Source organism: Variovorax sp. SG517, assembly GCF_013376045.1.
Lineage (GTDB): Bacteria > Pseudomonadota > Gammaproteobacteria > Burkholderiales > Burkholderiaceae_C > Variovorax.
The window spans coordinates 662,515-676,185 of record NZ_JABMJG010000001.1; the positions used below are offsets into that span (position 1 = coordinate 662,515).

At 69.6% G+C, this 13,671-nt stretch carries 12 protein-coding genes; 6 read left to right on the forward strand and 6 right to left on the reverse strand.

Going from position 1 to position 13,671, the window contains the following annotated elements; all coding sequences use genetic code 11:
- Nucleotides 1-3: 3 nt before the first annotated feature.
- The gene (locus FHT32_RS03020) at nt 4-1,140 is read right to left on the reverse strand and encodes a pyridoxal-phosphate dependent enzyme (RefSeq protein WP_176663150.1); all 1,137 of its coding nucleotides are present in this window, start codon (nt 1,138-1,140) and stop codon (nt 4-6) included.
- A 117-nt stretch (nt 1,141-1,257) separates the two neighbouring features.
- Between FHT32_RS03020 and FHT32_RS03025 the strand changes: the two genes are divergently transcribed.
- Nucleotides 1,258-1,887: a transcriptional regulator gene (locus FHT32_RS03025; RefSeq protein WP_176663151.1), complete on the forward strand. Its 630-nt coding sequence runs from the start codon at nt 1,258-1,260 to the stop codon at nt 1,885-1,887.
- A 12-nt stretch (nt 1,888-1,899) separates the two neighbouring features.
- Here the strand turns inward: FHT32_RS03025 and FHT32_RS03030 are convergent, their stop codons facing one another.
- Together FHT32_RS03030 and FHT32_RS03035 are read right to left on the reverse strand one after the other, a co-directional pair.
- Nucleotides 1,900-2,889 (reverse strand): tripartite tricarboxylate transporter substrate binding protein, encoded by a 990-nt coding sequence (locus tag FHT32_RS03030; RefSeq protein WP_176663152.1) that lies wholly within the window; start codon nt 2,887-2,889, stop codon nt 1,900-1,902.
- Between the two features lie 19 nt (nt 2,890-2,908).
- Nucleotides 2,909-4,144, reverse strand: coding sequence for a pyridoxal-phosphate dependent enzyme (locus FHT32_RS03035; RefSeq protein ID WP_176663153.1), 1,236 nt, complete (start codon nt 4,142-4,144; stop codon nt 2,909-2,911).
- Nucleotides 4,145-4,237: 93 nt separating this feature from the next.
- Between FHT32_RS03035 and FHT32_RS03040 the strand changes: the two genes are divergently transcribed.
- On the forward strand, nt 4,238-5,158 hold the full coding sequence (locus FHT32_RS03040) for a LysR substrate-binding domain-containing protein (protein WP_176663154.1): 921 nt from the start codon (nt 4,238-4,240) through the stop codon (nt 5,156-5,158).
- Nucleotides 5,159-5,171: 13 nt separating this feature from the next.
- Here the strand turns inward: FHT32_RS03040 and FHT32_RS03045 are convergent, their stop codons facing one another.
- The 3 genes from FHT32_RS03045 to FHT32_RS03055 all read right to left on the reverse strand — a co-directional run bounded on the left by FHT32_RS03045 (nt 5,172) and on the right by FHT32_RS03055 (nt 10,592).
- Complete coding sequence (locus tag FHT32_RS03045; protein ID WP_256098849.1) at nt 5,172-5,894, reverse strand: hypothetical protein; 723 nt, start codon at nt 5,892-5,894, stop codon at nt 5,172-5,174.
- An 82-nt stretch (nt 5,895-5,976) separates the two neighbouring features.
- A complete protein-coding gene (locus FHT32_RS03050; RefSeq protein ID WP_176663155.1) occupies nt 5,977-6,984 on the reverse strand; it encodes a response regulator transcription factor in 1,008 nt (335 codons plus the stop codon).
- Nucleotides 6,985-7,004: 20 nt separating this feature from the next.
- Nucleotides 7,005-10,592: an ATP-binding protein gene (locus FHT32_RS03055; protein WP_176663156.1), complete on the reverse strand. Its 3,588-nt coding sequence runs from the start codon at nt 10,590-10,592 to the stop codon at nt 7,005-7,007.
- Nucleotides 10,593-10,696: 104 nt separating this feature from the next.
- On the opposite strand from FHT32_RS03055, the gene FHT32_RS03060 reads away from it, so the two are divergent.
- From FHT32_RS03060 to ureC, 4 genes are read left to right on the forward strand one after another with little or no spacing between them, the layout of a single operon-like run.
- Nucleotides 10,697-10,999, forward strand: coding sequence for an urease subunit gamma (locus tag FHT32_RS03060; protein WP_042578881.1), 303 nt, complete (start codon nt 10,697-10,699; stop codon nt 10,997-10,999).
- Nucleotides 11,000-11,037: 38 nt separating this feature from the next.
- Nucleotides 11,038-11,637, forward strand: coding sequence for a HupE/UreJ family protein (locus tag FHT32_RS03065; protein WP_176663157.1), 600 nt, complete (start codon nt 11,038-11,040; stop codon nt 11,635-11,637).
- Nucleotides 11,638-11,647: 10 nt separating this feature from the next.
- Nucleotides 11,648-11,953 carry an urease subunit beta gene (locus tag FHT32_RS03070; RefSeq protein WP_176663158.1) on the forward strand — a complete coding sequence of 102 codons (306 nt, stop codon included), beginning with the start codon at nt 11,648-11,650 and terminating at the stop codon, nt 11,951-11,953.
- Entirely contained in the window at nt 11,953-13,671 is a 1,719-nt protein-coding gene (gene ureC, locus FHT32_RS03075) for an urease subunit alpha (protein ID WP_176663159.1), read from the forward strand. The genes FHT32_RS03070 and ureC overlap by 1 nt, the downstream gene beginning before the upstream one ends.

Sequence of the window (13,671 nt, forward strand, 5' to 3'; positions counted from 1 at the left end):
GGTTCAGCCGGCGCCGAACAGCTCGGTCATGAACTGCGTCGACTTCAGCCCGGTGCCTGTCAGCAGCGCCACCGTCGTTTCCGTCGCCCTGATGTCACCGCGCTGCGCCAGCACGTCGATGGCCGCCGCGGCCGATGCGGAAGTCGGCTCCGCATAGAGGCCGCAGGCCGCGAGCCGCCGCACCGCCGCCGCGATCTGCTCTTCGGCCAGCGCCACGGTCCGGCCGTTCGTCTCGCGCAGCGCCTGCATGATTTCCGGCAGCCGCACCGGCCGCTTGATCGCCGTGCCTTCGGCGATGGTCGGCTGCACGGCGCGCTCCACCAGCGTGTCGACGCCAGCGGTGAAGCTCGCGTCGATCGGCGAGCAGTTCAGCGGCTGCGCGACGAAGATGCGCGGCAGCTTCGCGATCTGCCCCGCCGCCAGCAGCTCCTTGAAGCCGATCCAGCAGCCGAGCACGTTGCTGCCCGCACCGGTCGGGATCACGACGTTGTCCGGCGCCACGAAGCCCAGGTCTTCCCACAGCTCGTACGCCAGCGTCTTCGTGCCCTGCAGGAAGAACGGATGCCAGTTGTGGCTCGCATAGAAGATCGATTCCGACTGCCGCACCGCCTCGTATTCCGACTCCTCGCGCGGCCCCGGCACCAGCTGCACCTCGGCACCGAAGGCGCGGATCTGCGCCACCTTCGGCGCGGGCGTGTAGCTGGGCGCGAGCACCTTCACGCGCATGCCGGCCGCGGCGCCCGCGGCCGCGATGGCGGCACCGCCGTTGCCCGAACTGTCTTCCAGCACCGCGTCGACGCCGATCTGGCGCAGGAAGGACATCATCACCGCCGCGCCGCGGTCCTTGAAACTGCAGGTCGGGTTGAACCATTCGAGCTTGAAATACGGCTCGAACCCGCCCCAGCGCTTCTGCACGAGCGGCGTGCAGCCCTCGCCCATGCTCGCGGGACGGTCGATGGCCACCGGCAACGCCGCGCGATAGCGCCACAGCGAGCGCGTGCGCGAATCGATGTCGTCGCGCCCGATGCCCGGCAGCGGCGTGACCAGCATCGGGTTGCCGTCGTCCGAACGCCAGCGGCGTTCCGACAGCTCATGGTGCCTGCCGGTTCGGGGATCGACGTAGCGTGCGCGTTCAGTCATTCCTGGCTCCTGGATCATCAAATCGAACAAGATTGGATAATACATCCAACACTGTACATTTCGTACAAATCAGATTGTTCGTCCAGATCTGGATACGTACCCGATACATTCCCCCGTATGAAGAAGAAGCCGAACAAGCAGCTGCTCGACATGCTCAGCAACGTGGCCGAGGGCCTGGGCCAGACCTTCGCGCCCTTCTGCGAGGTGGTGGTGCACGACCTGAGCAATCCCAAGAACGCGATCCATGCGATCGAGAACAGCCTGAGCGGCCGCGAGGTCGGCGATTCGGTCACCGAGCTGGGCCTCGCGCGCATACGCGACCCGGAGTTCCCGGCGGTGATCGCGAACTACGCCAACACCTTTCCCGACGGCCGCAAGGTCAAGAGCACCTCCATCGGCATCAAGGACGAGAGCGGCGAGTACGTGGCCGCGCTGTGCCTGAACGTCGACCTGACGCTGTTCCAGAGCTTCCAGGGCGCGATCTCGCAGTTCACGCGCATCGACGACAAGGAAGTGCACGAGCACCTCGAAGCCGGCGGCGGCAGCCATTCCGACCGCATCCACGCGCGCATCGACGAGTTCGCCGCCGCGCGCGCGACCACGCCGCGCTCGCTGAAGCCGGCCGACCGCAAGCAGCTGGTGCAGGAACTCAAGAAGGCCGGGATGCTGGAAGTCCGCCGCGGCGCCGAGATCGCGGCGGCGCACATGGGCGTGTCGCGCGCCACCGTCTACAGCGACGCGAAATAGCCCTGCCGGGGCTTACTGCGGCTGCAGCCCGATCTCGTGCGCGGCCTTCTGCCAGCGCGCGGCCTCCGAGCGCAGGAAGGCGCGCAGCTCGGTCGGCGTCGACCCCTTCATCTGCACGCCGAGCACCGACAGCCGCTCCTTCACCGACGGATGCTCCAGCGCCGCGACGGCCTCGCGGCGCAGCTTCTCGATCACGTCCAGCGGCGTGGTGGCCGGCGCCACCAGGGCCCACCACTGGTCGATCTCCAGGCCCCTGAGGCCGTTCTCCGCGAGCGCCGGCACGTTCTGCAGGCCGGGCAGGTTCACGCGCTGCGTGCTGGTCACCAGCAGCGGCCGGATGCGATTGGCGCCAAGCAGGCTGGAGCCGCTGGCCAGCGTCGCGAAGTGGCCCGCCACGGTGCCTGCCGCCACGTCGGTGAGCGCGGGCGCCGAGCCGCGGTACGGAACCATGTTGAACCCGATCTTCGTGCGGCTCGCCAGCAGCTCGGCCGCGAGGTGGCTCACGGTGCCCGCGCCGCTGTGCGCGATGGCCGGCGGCGCGCCCTTCGCCGCGGCCGCCGCCGTCTTCAGGAAGGTCTTGAAGTCCTTGCTGCCCTCGTCCATGCCCGCGAAGAACACCAGCGGCGAGGTGCCGATCATCGTCACCGGCGTGAAGTCGCGCAGCAGGTCGTAGGGAAGCTTCGCCGTCACCGCCGGCGCAATGGCGTGCGGCAGCTCGACGATGGCAAGCGTGTAGCCGTCGGGCACGGCCTTGGCCACGGCGTCGGTGCCGATCATGCCGGCGGCGCCAGGCCGGTTGTCCACGATCACCGGGCTGCCGATGGTCTGGCTCATGCGCTGCGCCATGGCGCGGGCGATGGCGTCGGTGCTGCCGCCGGCCGCCCACGGCACGACGAGCTTCACGGGCCTGTCGGGATAGGCGGCCCACGCGGGGGTGACGGAAGACGCGAGCAGGGCTGTAGAGCCGGTGGCCAAAAAGGCCCGGCGATTCATCGTCGGCATGTTGGATTCCTGGAAGGGTTTAGGTCGCGCGATCGGGCCAGCTCGGGTCGCCGGTCGCATTGGCCGTCAGCATCAGCACCACGTGCGCGTCCGCAGCGATGGAGTTGCTTTCTCGCAGTTGGCGCAGCGCGGCAAGGCCGCCGGCCGCGCACAGCTCGGCGCTCACGCCGGCTGCCGTGAGCACGCGCCGTGCGGCGCGGGCTTCGTCGTCGTCCACGACCACGGCGCCGCCGCCGGTGGCCGTCGCGGCCTGCCATTGCAGGTATGTCACCGTGGCCCCCGCGGTGGAGAACTGCGCCGTGTGGCCCGGGTAGCTGCCGTTGATGGCGCCCCCCGCGAACACGCGGGCAAGGCGCGGGAACGGCTCCACCAGCCAGAGTTTCGGCAGGCGCGCGATGCGCCCGGCCGCCAGCAGATCGCGGAAGCCCGCATAGATGCCCCACGCCAGGTCGCCGCGTGCGGTGGGAATCACGACGTGGTCGGGCAGCCCGCCTTCGTTCACGCATTCGAGCGCGATCGGCTTGTAGCCCTCGATCGCCAGCGGCGCGCTGCCCAGCGCGGGCAGGCGGTAGTTGGTGAGCGCGAAATAGCCGGGGTGCTGCGAGCGCTCGCGCACGAAGGCCCAGCGGCCGGCGTTGTCGGAGAACACGTAGCGCCGCGCGCCCAGCGCGTCGAGCTGCCGCGCGTAGGTGGCCGGCATGCCCTCGTAGGTTGCGACCTCGCAGCCCAGGCCTGCCGCCCAGGCGTAATGCGCAGCGGAGACGGCCGCGTTGCCCGAGGAAGCCAGCACCAGCGTGTGGGCGTCGAAGTCGAGCGCCTGCGCCACGCCCACCGCGGTCATGCGGTCCTTGTGCGAGCCGGTGGGGTTGCACGACTCGTCCTTGATGGCGAGGCGCGCCACGCCGAACTGGCGGGCCAGCTCGGGCATGTCCTGCAGCGGCGTCTGCCCTTCGCCCAGCGCGAAGCTGGAGGTGTAGGGCATGGGCATCAGCTCGGCGCTGTCGGGCAGGTAGCTGGCGCGCAGGGCCACGTGGATGCCTTCGCGCCGGCATGCCGGGCAGCCGTCGTGCGTCAGCGTGACCGGGTAGAGCGCATCGCAGCGCAGGCACTGCAGGCCGCGCAGGTTCGGATTGCGCACGGGCTTGGGGGTGCGGTCGCGAACCAGCCCGAGGGGATGGGCCAGGGCCGGGGAATGGCCGGGCTCATCTTGCGGAGGAGCGGCGAACTTGAAGTCCAGAACGGGCGATGTCGTCACGGGTCTGCGTCTGATGAAGTTGTGACTAAATCTTATTCAATCGGAAATAAAATTATGCAGCCCCAGATACTCAACCGATAACGAGACTTATCGATGCGATTCGGCGAGATCGAAACCTTCCGGGCGCTCATGCGCAGCAGTTCCACCCGCAAGGCCGCTGCCCTGCTGCATGTGACGCAGCCCGCCATCAGCCAGTCGCTCAAGCGGCTCGAGGCGCAGGCCGGCATGCTGCTGTTCCAGCGCACCGGCGGGCGGCTGGTGCCCACGCCCGAGGCACGCGCGCTGTGGGTGGAGGTGGAACGGGTCTTCATCGGCATGGAGGCCATCGAGCACCGGGTGCGCAGCCTGCGCGACTTCGGCGTGAGCCAGCTCGAACTCAGCTGCTTCCCGGCCTACGGCCTGGGCTTCATGCCGCGCGCGCTGGCGCGGCTGAAGGCGCACCGCGGCGCGAGCCCCTGGCCGCAGGTGTCGCTGCAGGTGCTCAGCTCCAAGGACGTGCGCGACCGCGTGGCCATGGGCATCTCCGACTTCGGGCTGATGGCCGACGAGCTCTCGCTCGAGGGCATCGACCATTCCACCTTCTCGCGCTTTCCCGGCGTGGTGGTGATGCCTCCGGGCCACGCGCTGGAGCGCTTCAAGACGATCAAGCCCGAGCAGCTCGCCGAGGCCCCCTTCATCTCGCTGAACCCCGAAGACCCCTCGCACCAGCGGCTCGAAGCCGCGCTGGCGCCGCACGGCGTGGCGCTGCGCGTGCTGGTGCAGACGCCCTACGCGGCCAGCGTGTGCGAGATGGCGCTGCGCGGCCTGGGCGTGGGGCTGGTCAACCCGATCACTGCGCTCGACTACGTGGAACGCGGGCTGGTGGTGCGCCGGTTCTCGGTCGACGTGCATTTCACCTGCCTGCTGGCGCTGCCGGCGGGCAAGGTGCTTTCGGCCACCGCCCGCGACTTCATCTCGCTCATGCGCCAGCAGCTGGCCGAGGACGAGAAGCGCATCCAGCGCCACCTGCGCTAGGGTGAATCGACATTCACTTCCAGCTGAACTCGTGGTTCAGCCCTATCGCGAAGCCGCGCACGCCTTGCGGCCCGGTGCGCGATGCGCTCACGTCGACGCTGATCAGCGGCGTGATGCTGAAGCGCCCGCCCACGCGCGAGGTCCAGACGTTCGACGCGCGGTTGCGCTCGGCGATGAGCGACACCGTGTCGTTCAGCGCCCACTCCACGCCGACGCCGCCGCGCGGCGTGCGCACGCCGGTTCCGGTCGCCCAGTCGGCGCCGACGTTGGCGTGGACCTGCAGGCTGTCGAGCGGCCGCCAGGTGACGGGAACGACGAACTGCCCGCCCGCGCGGCCGCCGCGCTTGAAGTCGAACACCGCGCCCATCGACACCGCCGCGCTGAAGGGCGCATCGGCCGCCTGGCCGTAGAAGTTCCACTTGAGCTGCGGCCCGCCGGTGACCGAATGGACGCCGTCCACCGAGCTGCGGTCGAGGTTCAGGCCCAGCTCGAAGGGCCCGACGCGGCAGGCCGGCCCGAAGTGGAAACCCGTGACGGGTTCGACGCCGGTGCGGCCCCACCAGGTCTCGTACTGGCACTGGCCGGGGTCGAGCGTGCTGGCGTCATCCACGTCGAAATGGCCTGCCGCGTGGGCGCCTTGCCCCGCGAGCAGTCCCGCTCCGAAGCAGGAAGCCGCCAGCATCCAGCCGCGCGACGTCGGTCGGATCCTTGTTCTGCTGTGCCTGGTGTTCTTCATCGCTCGCGTCCCCGGGGCCTCGAACCATTCTAGGGACGCGGAAAGCAGGCGCCATGACACGGCGCCGCGCGGTGGGTACCCTTCAGATCTCGAACTGGGGCTGCAGCTCGCGGATGCGCTTGATGGCCACGCCCGCCGCCGCGGTGCGCGTCTCCACGCCCAGCTTCACGTACACCCGCTCCAGGTGCTTCTTGGCCGTGGCCGGGCTGCTGCCGAGGATCTCGCCGATGTCCTTGTTGGTCTTGCCCTTGACCACCCAGTACAGCACCTCGGCCTCGCGCGCGGTGAGCTTCAGGCTCAGGCTCATGGCCTCGATGACCGCCGTGTCGGACACCTCGCGCATGATGATCATCCACTCGTCGCCGTCGTCGTCGCCGCCGGTCTGCTGGTGCAGCCGCAGCGTGAGGCTGCCGGCGCCCTGCACGATGGAAAGCGCCGGCGGCTCGATGCCGCGCTCGCGCGCATCGGGCGTGTGGCTGCGCAGCCATTCGAGCACCGCCGGCGGCGTCTCTGGCGCGCGCGTGTCGCAGTAGCGCTGCAGCAGGTCGCGCGCGAGCGCCGTCTGCCAGATCAGCCGGCCCTCGGGCAGCCGCACCGTGATGCTGGCGTAGCCGAAGGCGTCGAGCGCATTGCGCGCCTGGCCGGCCTGCCGCGCGTCCTGCCTCGCGCGGCGCGCGCCCTGCAGGTGCACGTTCATGCGCGCCAGCACTTCCTTCGGCTTGATGGGCTTGGTGACATAGTCGACGCCGCCGGCCTCCAGCGCCGCCACCAGGTGCTCTGTCTCGGTGAGACCCGTCATGAACACGATCGGGATATGCGCCGTCGCGGCATCGGCCTTGAGCCGCCGCGCGACCTCGAAGCCGTCGATGCCCGGCATCATCGCGTCGAGCAGCACGATGTCGGGCTTGGCCTGCACCGCACGCTGCAGCGCCTGCTCGCCGTTGGTGGCGATGAGCACGGTGTAGCCCGATTCGTCGAGCGCATCGTGCAGCACCGCGAGGTTGTCGGGCACGTCGTCCACGATGAGCACGAGGTCGCTGTTGGCGCCCTGCTGTTCGCGCAGGATCCTGGCGAGCGATGAGGTTTCCATGGCTGCGGATGGCTTCGTGGTCATGCTGCGCTTTCGACGGCCTCGGCCAGCGCGCAGCTCATGGCTTCGAACTGGAACTGGCGAGCGAGCACGCGCTGCGCTTCGGTCCATGCCGCGCACTCGGGCTGCGCGGCGTCGATGTCGTCGAGCTGGTTCATGATGCCCCGGAAGTAGCCCAGGCCCACCGCCTCCTCCAGCGCGCGCAGGCGGGCCAGCGAGGGCGCCAGCATCGCGCGCGGCGCGGCGACGGGAGCGGGCTTCGCGGCGGTCTCGGTCCAGCGCAGGCCGAGCCTGCGTTCGAGCCAGTCGAGCAGCTCGGTGTGGCGCACGGGCTTGACGAAGAAGTCCTCGGGCGCAATGCCCACGTCGTTGTCCAGCCCCTTGTCGAAGGCGTTGGCCGAGACGATGGCCACGGCGGCCTCGGTCAGTCCCAGCTTGCGCGCACGGCGGATGGTCTCCCAGCCGTCGATGCCGGGCATGGCGAGGTCGACGAACATCGCGTCGGGCCGGTAGCCGGCGGCGACGAGATCGAGCGCGTCGTGGCCGCTGGCGGCGCTGCGCAGCTCGAAGCCCAGCGGTGCGAGCAGATGGCCGAGCAGGTCGCGGTCGGCCTCCTCGTTGTCGACCACCAGAAGGCGTCGGCGCGGCCCCTCGTAGCCGCGCCGCGCGCGCGAAACGGGCAGCGCGCGCCCGGCACCGGCCACGGTGTCGTGCACGCGCGGCAGGAACAGGCGCACGCAGAAGAGCGACCCCACGCCCGGCGTGCTGCTCACCTTCATCTCGCCGCCCATCAGGTCGGTGAGCATCTTGGCGATGGTCAGGCCCAGCCCCGCGCCCGGCGCGGCGGCCGTGCCCATGGCGTTGCCGCGCGCGAAGGGCTCGAAGATGCGCTCGATGTCCCCGGCCGGCATGCCGGGGCCCGTGTCCTCGATCTCGATGGAAGCGAACTCGCGCGCATAGGCCAGCCGCAGCGTGACCTGCCCCGCGGCCGTGAACTTGATCGCGTTGCCCAGGAGGTTGATGAGGATCTGGCACACGCGCTTCTCGTCGGCGCGCACCACCTCGGGCAGCTGCCCCGCGGCCTCGAAGCGGAACTGCAGGCCCTTCTCGGCCGCCTGCAGCTCGAACATGTCGGCCAGCTCGCGCAGCGTGTCGGCAAAGCGCATTGGCCGCGCGTGCAGCGTGAGCTTGCCGGCCTCGATGTGCGCGATGGCCAGCGTGCCCTCGATGAGCGACAGCAGGTGCTCCCCGCCGCGCTTGATGACCGCCACCGCCTGCTGCCGGTGCGGCGGCACGGAATGGTCTTCGCCCATGAGCTGCGCGTAGCCCAGGATGCTGTTGAGCGGCGTGCGCAGCTCGTGGCTGATGGCGCTGATGTAGCGGCTCTTGGCCTGGTTGGCCTGGTCGGCGGCCTGCTTGGCGAGTTCGGCAGCGAGCTTGGCCTGCTCCGCGATCTCGCGCGCCTCGTCGGCCGACTGCTTGGCGGCCTGCAGCGCGCGGTCGGTCTCGCGGTGCAGCTCGATCTCTCGCACCAGCAGGTGGGTCTGTCGGTTCGACTCCTCCTGCGCCACCTTGCGGCTCTGGTGCGCCAGCACCAGCCACCACGCGACGATGCCCGCGATGACCAGCAGCGCCATGTACGCCTTGAGGAAGCCCGAGCGCAGCGAAGCCTTCTGCACGCCCGCGAGCGCGGCCGCCGCGTCGGGCTCGGTCGCCAGCTCCAGCGCGCCTTCGGCGAAGGCGCGCAGCTCCTGCTGGTAGAGCACGCCGAACACCACCGCCAGCAACGGCACGATCACCAGCATCAGCAGCAGGAAGTGCCCCAGCCCCGTGTCGAGGTAGCGCCAGCTGCGCCGCGGCAGCAGCCAGCGCAGCACCGCCGACCACTGGGACGACAGGCTCGCGTGCGGCTTGCACAGGTCGCCGCAGCGCGCATCCAGCGTGCAGCACAGCGAGCAGATCGGGCCCTGGTAGGCGGGGCAGTGGGCCATGTCCGGCCCCTCGTACTCGCGTTCGCAGATCACGCAGTGCTGCACCTTCAGGCGCTGGTAGCTGCCCTCGTGCTCGACCCTGGCCCAGCGCACCGCGCCGGCCCCGGATGAAGGCACGCCGCGCGCCAGGTAGTACTTGCCGCCGGTGGCCCAGGCCAGCAGCGGCGAGGCCACCAGCGCCGTGCCCAGCGCGATCAGCGCCGAGAAGGCCTGCGCCAGCGGACCGAAAACGCCCAGATGCGCGGTGATCGACAGCCCCGAAGCCAGCGCCATCGCGCCCACGCCCACCGGGTTGATGTCCCACAGGTGCGCGCGCTTGAACTCGATGCCCGGCGGCGAGAGGCCCAGCGGCTTGTTGATGACCAGATCGGCCACCACGGCCATCATCCAGGCGATGGCGATGTTGGCGAACAGGCCCAGCACGTCGCCCAGCGCCTCGAACACGTTCATCTCCATCAGCATGAAGGCGATGAGCGCGTTGAACACCACCCACACCACCCGCCCCGGATGGCTGTGCGCCACGCGCGAGAAGAAGTTGCTCCAGGCCAAAGAGCCCGCATAGGCGTTGGTCACGTTGATCTTGAGCTGCGAGATCACCACGAACAGCGCCGTGGCCGCCACCGCCCAGCCGTAGTGCGGAAACACGTACTCGTAGGCCGCCAGGTACATCTGGTTGGGGTCGACCGCCCGGTCGGCCGGCACCATGTGCGTGATCGCGAGGTAAGCCAGCAGCGCGCCGCCCAGCATCTTGAGCACGCCCAGCACCACCCAGCCCGGGCCGCCGGCCAGAACCCCGGCCCACCAGCGCCGCGCCGTGGCCGCCGTGCGCGCGGGCATGAAGCGCAGGTAGTCGGCCTGCTCGCCCATCTGGGTGATGAGCGCGATGCCGACCGTGAGTGCTGCGCCAAACAGGTGCAGATCGAAGCCCTTCGTGCCCGAGCGCACGCCGTTGTAGTGCACGATGCCCGCAAACGCACCAGGATCGCGCACGAGCACGTAGGCGAAGGGCACCACCAGCATCAGCAGCCACAGCGGCTGGGTCCACAGCTGGAGCCGGCTGATGGCCGACACCCCGTGCGTGACCAGCGGAATCACCACCAGCGCGCACACCAGATAGCCCCAGACCGGCGGGATGCCCAGCGCCAGTTCCAGCGCATAGGCCATCACCGCAGCCTCCAGCGCGAAGAAGATGAAGGTGAAGCTCGCGTAGATCAGCGAGGTGAGCGTCGAGCCGATGTAGCCGAAGCCGGCACCGCGCGTGAGCAGGTCCATGTCGACGCCGTAGCGCGCCGCGTACACGCTGATCGGCACGCCCGCCAGGAAGATGATGAGCCCCGTCGCCAGGATCGCCCAGAAGGCGTTGGCGAAGCCGTACTGCACCAGCAGCGTCGCACCCACCGCCTCCAGGATCAGGAACGAGGCCGCCCCGAAAGCCGTGTTGGCCACCCGCCATTCGGACCATTTGCGGAAGCGCTGCGGCGTGTAGCGCAGGGCGTAGTCTTCCAGCGTCTCGCTGGCCACCCAGCTGTTGTAGTCGCGCCGCACCTTGACGATGCGCTGCGGGGCGTCGTCCGAGCTGATGGGGGCGGCTTCAGGGTTCACACCGTTTCGGTGCATCTTCCGTGCCATCCATACGGCTTTTGGCGGACAAGGCACGACTGTTGCAAACAAGCCGGCTTGCCCATAATGGCCGCCTCCTCCCGCCACCCGATGCCGATCCCATGGAACTGACCCCGCGCGAAAAAGACAAGCTGCTGATCTTCACCGCGGCACTCCTGGCCGAACGCCGCAAGGCCCGCGGCCTCAAGCTCAACTATCCCGAAGCCGTCGCCCTGATCTCCGCCGCCGTCATGGAAGGCGCGCGCGACGGCAAGAGCGTCGCCGAACTCATGAGCGAGGGGCGCAGCGTGCTCACCCGCGCCGACGTGATGGACGGCATCGCCGAGATGATTCCCGACATCCAGGTCGAAGCCACCTTCCCCGACGGCACCAAGCTGGTCACCGTCCATCAGCCCATCGTCTGAGATTCGAAGAACAAGAGAAAGAACAGAAGGACTTTTCCATGCGCCACAGCACCTCCAAGACCCTTGCCCTGATCGCCCTCCTGCTGCCGCTCGCGGCCAGCGCCCACACCGGCGTCGACGGCGGCATGCACCACGGCTTCGTCACCGGCTTCATGCATCCGCTGACCGGCGCCGACCACCTCGCGGCGATGGTCGCTGTCGGCCTGTGGAGCGCGCTGGCCGCGCGCCGCGCCTGGCCCGACCTGCTCTGGGCGCCGCTGGCCTTCGCCGGCATGCTGCTCGCGGGCGCGCTGGCGGGGCTGGCGGGCGTGCAGCTGCCGGCGGTCGAGCCGATGATCGCGGCCTCGCTGCTGGTGCTGGGCCTGCTGGTGGTCACGCGCGTGCGCCTGCCGGCGGTGGCGGCGATGGTGGTGGTGGGCGTGTTCGCCGTCTTCCACGGCGTGGCCCACGGCTACGAGCTGGCGAGCGAGCAAGGCGCCGCCCTCACGCTGGCCGGCATGGTCTGCGCGACCGTGCTGCTGCACGCCGCGGGCATCGCGATCGGCTGGGCGCTGCGCAATGCCAACGCGTGGCTGCCGCGCGTGGCCGGCGCCGCGGTCGTCGGCCTGGGCGCAACGCTGCTGGCTCAGGCCATCTGAGGCGGCCGGCATGATCCCCGGAGAACTCTTCACCGACGAGGGCGAGCACGCGCTCAACCCCGGCCGCCGCACCCTCACGCTCGTGGTGCAGAACACCGCCGACCGGCCGATCCAGGTCGGCTCGCACTATCACTTCGCCGAGACCAACGGCGCGCTCGGCTTCGACCGCGAGGCCGCGCGCGGCATGCGGCTGAACATTGCCTCGGGCGCCGCGGTGCGCTTCGAGCCGGGCCAGCAGCGCACGGTCGAGCTGGTCGACTTTTCGGGCGATCGCATCGTCTACGGCTTTCGCGGCCTGGTTCAAGGGAAGCTCTGATGGCGACCATTTCAAGGCGTGCCTACGCCGAAATCTTCGGCCCCACGGTGGGCGACCGCGTCCGTCTCGCGGACACCGAGCTCGTCATCGAGGTCGAGGCCGACTACACGCTGCGCGCCGGCGGCTACGGCGAAGAGGTGAAGTTCGGCGGCGGCAAGACGATCCGCGATGGCATGGCGCAATCGCAGCGCACCAGGGCGCAGGGCGCGGTCGACACGGTGCTGACCAACGCGCTCATCCTCGACCACTGGGGCATCGTCAAGGCCGACATCGGCCTGAAGGACGGCCGCATCGCCGCCATCGGCAAGGCCGGCAACCCCGACGTGCAACCGGGCGTGGACATCGTCATCGGCCCGGGCACCGAGATCATCAGCTGCGAAGGCAACATCGTCACCGCCGGCGGCATCGACAGCCACATCCACTTCATCTGCCCGCAGCAGATCGAGGAGGCGCTGTGTTCCGGCGTGACCACCATGCTCGGCGGCGGCACCGGCCCGGCCACCGGCACCTTCGCCACCACCTCCACGCCCGGCCCCTGGCACATCGAGCGCATGCTGCAGGCGGCCGACGCCTTCCCGATGAACCTGGGCTTCCTCGGCAAGGGCAACGCCAGCCTGCCGCACGCGCTGCACGAGCAGATCGAGGCCGGCGTCATCGGCCTGAAGCTGCACGAAGACTGGGGCACCACGCCCGCGGCCATCAGCAACTGCATGGACGTGGCCGACGCCACCGACACGCAGGTGGCCATCCACAGCGACACGCTCAACGAATCGGGCTTCGTCGAGAACACCATCGCCGCCGTGGGCGGGCGCGGCATCTGCGCCTTCCACACCGAGGGCGCGGGCGGCGGCCATGCGCCCGACATCCTGCGCGTGGTGGGCGAAGAGAACTTCCTGCCGTCGTCGACCAACCCGACGATGCCCTACACCGTGAACACGCTCGACGAACACGTCGACATGCTCATGGTGTGCCACCACCTCGACGCCGGCATCGCCGAAGACCTGGCCTTCGCCGAGTCGCGCATCCGCAAGGAGACCATCGCCGCCGAGGACGTGCTGCACGACCTGGGCGCGATCAGCATGTTCAGCTCCGACAGCCAGGCCATGGGCCGCGTCGGCGAGGTGGTCATCCGCACCTGGCAGACCGCGCACAAGATGAAGCTGCAGCGCGGCACCCTGCCCGAGGACAGCGCGCGCAACGACAACTTCCGCGCCAAGCGCTACGTCGCCAAGTACACGATCAACCCGGCCCTCGCGCACGGCATCGCGCACGAGGTGGGCTCGCTCGAGGTCGGCAAGTGGGCCGACATCGTGATCTGGAAGCCGGCCTTCTTCGGCGTGAAGCCCTTCACCATCATCAAGGGCGGCAGCATTGCGCTGGCGGCCATGGGCGACCCGAACGCCTCGATCCCCACGCCGCAGCCGGTGCACTACCGCCAGATGTTCGGCGCCTACGGCGGCTCGCTCGCTAAGAGCTCGCTCACCTTCGTCTCGCAGGCCGGCCTGGCCGCGGGCGTGGGCGAGCGCTACGGCCTGAAGAAGCAGCTCAGCGCGGTGAAGAACGTGCGCGGCGTGCGCAAGAAGGACCTGATCCACAACGGCTACGCGCCGAGGATGGAGATCGACGCCCAGACCTACGCGGTGCGCGCCGACGGCAACCTGCTGACCTGCGAGCCGGCGAAGCTGCTGCCGATGGCGCAGCGGTATTTCCTGTTCTGA

Excerpts from the sequence above, each read along its gene's own strand:
- FHT32_RS03020 (WP_176663150.1), bottom strand. The coding sequence starts at position 1,140 with ATGACTGAACGCGCACGCTACGTCGATCCCCGAACCGGCAGGCACCAT.
- FHT32_RS03025 (WP_176663151.1), top strand. The coding sequence starts at position 1,258 with ATGAAGAAGAAGCCGAACAAGCAGCTGCTCGACATGCTCAGCAACGTG.
- FHT32_RS03030 (WP_176663152.1), bottom strand. The coding sequence starts at position 2,889 with ATGCCGACGATGAATCGCCGGGCCTTTTTGGCCACCGGCTCTACAGCC.
- FHT32_RS03040 (WP_176663154.1), top strand. The coding sequence starts at position 4,238 with ATGCGATTCGGCGAGATCGAAACCTTCCGGGCGCTCATGCGCAGCAGT.
- FHT32_RS03045 (WP_256098849.1), bottom strand. The coding sequence starts at position 5,894 with ATGAAGAACACCAGGCACAGCAGAACAAGGATCCGACCGACGTCGCGC.
- FHT32_RS03050 (WP_176663155.1), bottom strand. The coding sequence starts at position 6,984 with ATGGAAACCTCATCGCTCGCCAGGATCCTGCGCGAACAGCAGGGCGCC.
- FHT32_RS03055 (WP_176663156.1), bottom strand. The coding sequence starts at position 10,592 with ATGCACCGAAACGGTGTGAACCCTGAAGCCGCCCCCATCAGCTCGGAC.
- FHT32_RS03060 (WP_042578881.1), top strand. The coding sequence starts at position 10,697 with ATGGAACTGACCCCGCGCGAAAAAGACAAGCTGCTGATCTTCACCGCG.
- FHT32_RS03065 (WP_176663157.1), top strand. The coding sequence starts at position 11,038 with ATGCGCCACAGCACCTCCAAGACCCTTGCCCTGATCGCCCTCCTGCTG.
- FHT32_RS03070 (WP_176663158.1), top strand. The coding sequence starts at position 11,648 with ATGATCCCCGGAGAACTCTTCACCGACGAGGGCGAGCACGCGCTCAAC.
- ureC (WP_176663159.1), top strand. The coding sequence starts at position 11,953 with ATGGCGACCATTTCAAGGCGTGCCTACGCCGAAATCTTCGGCCCCACG.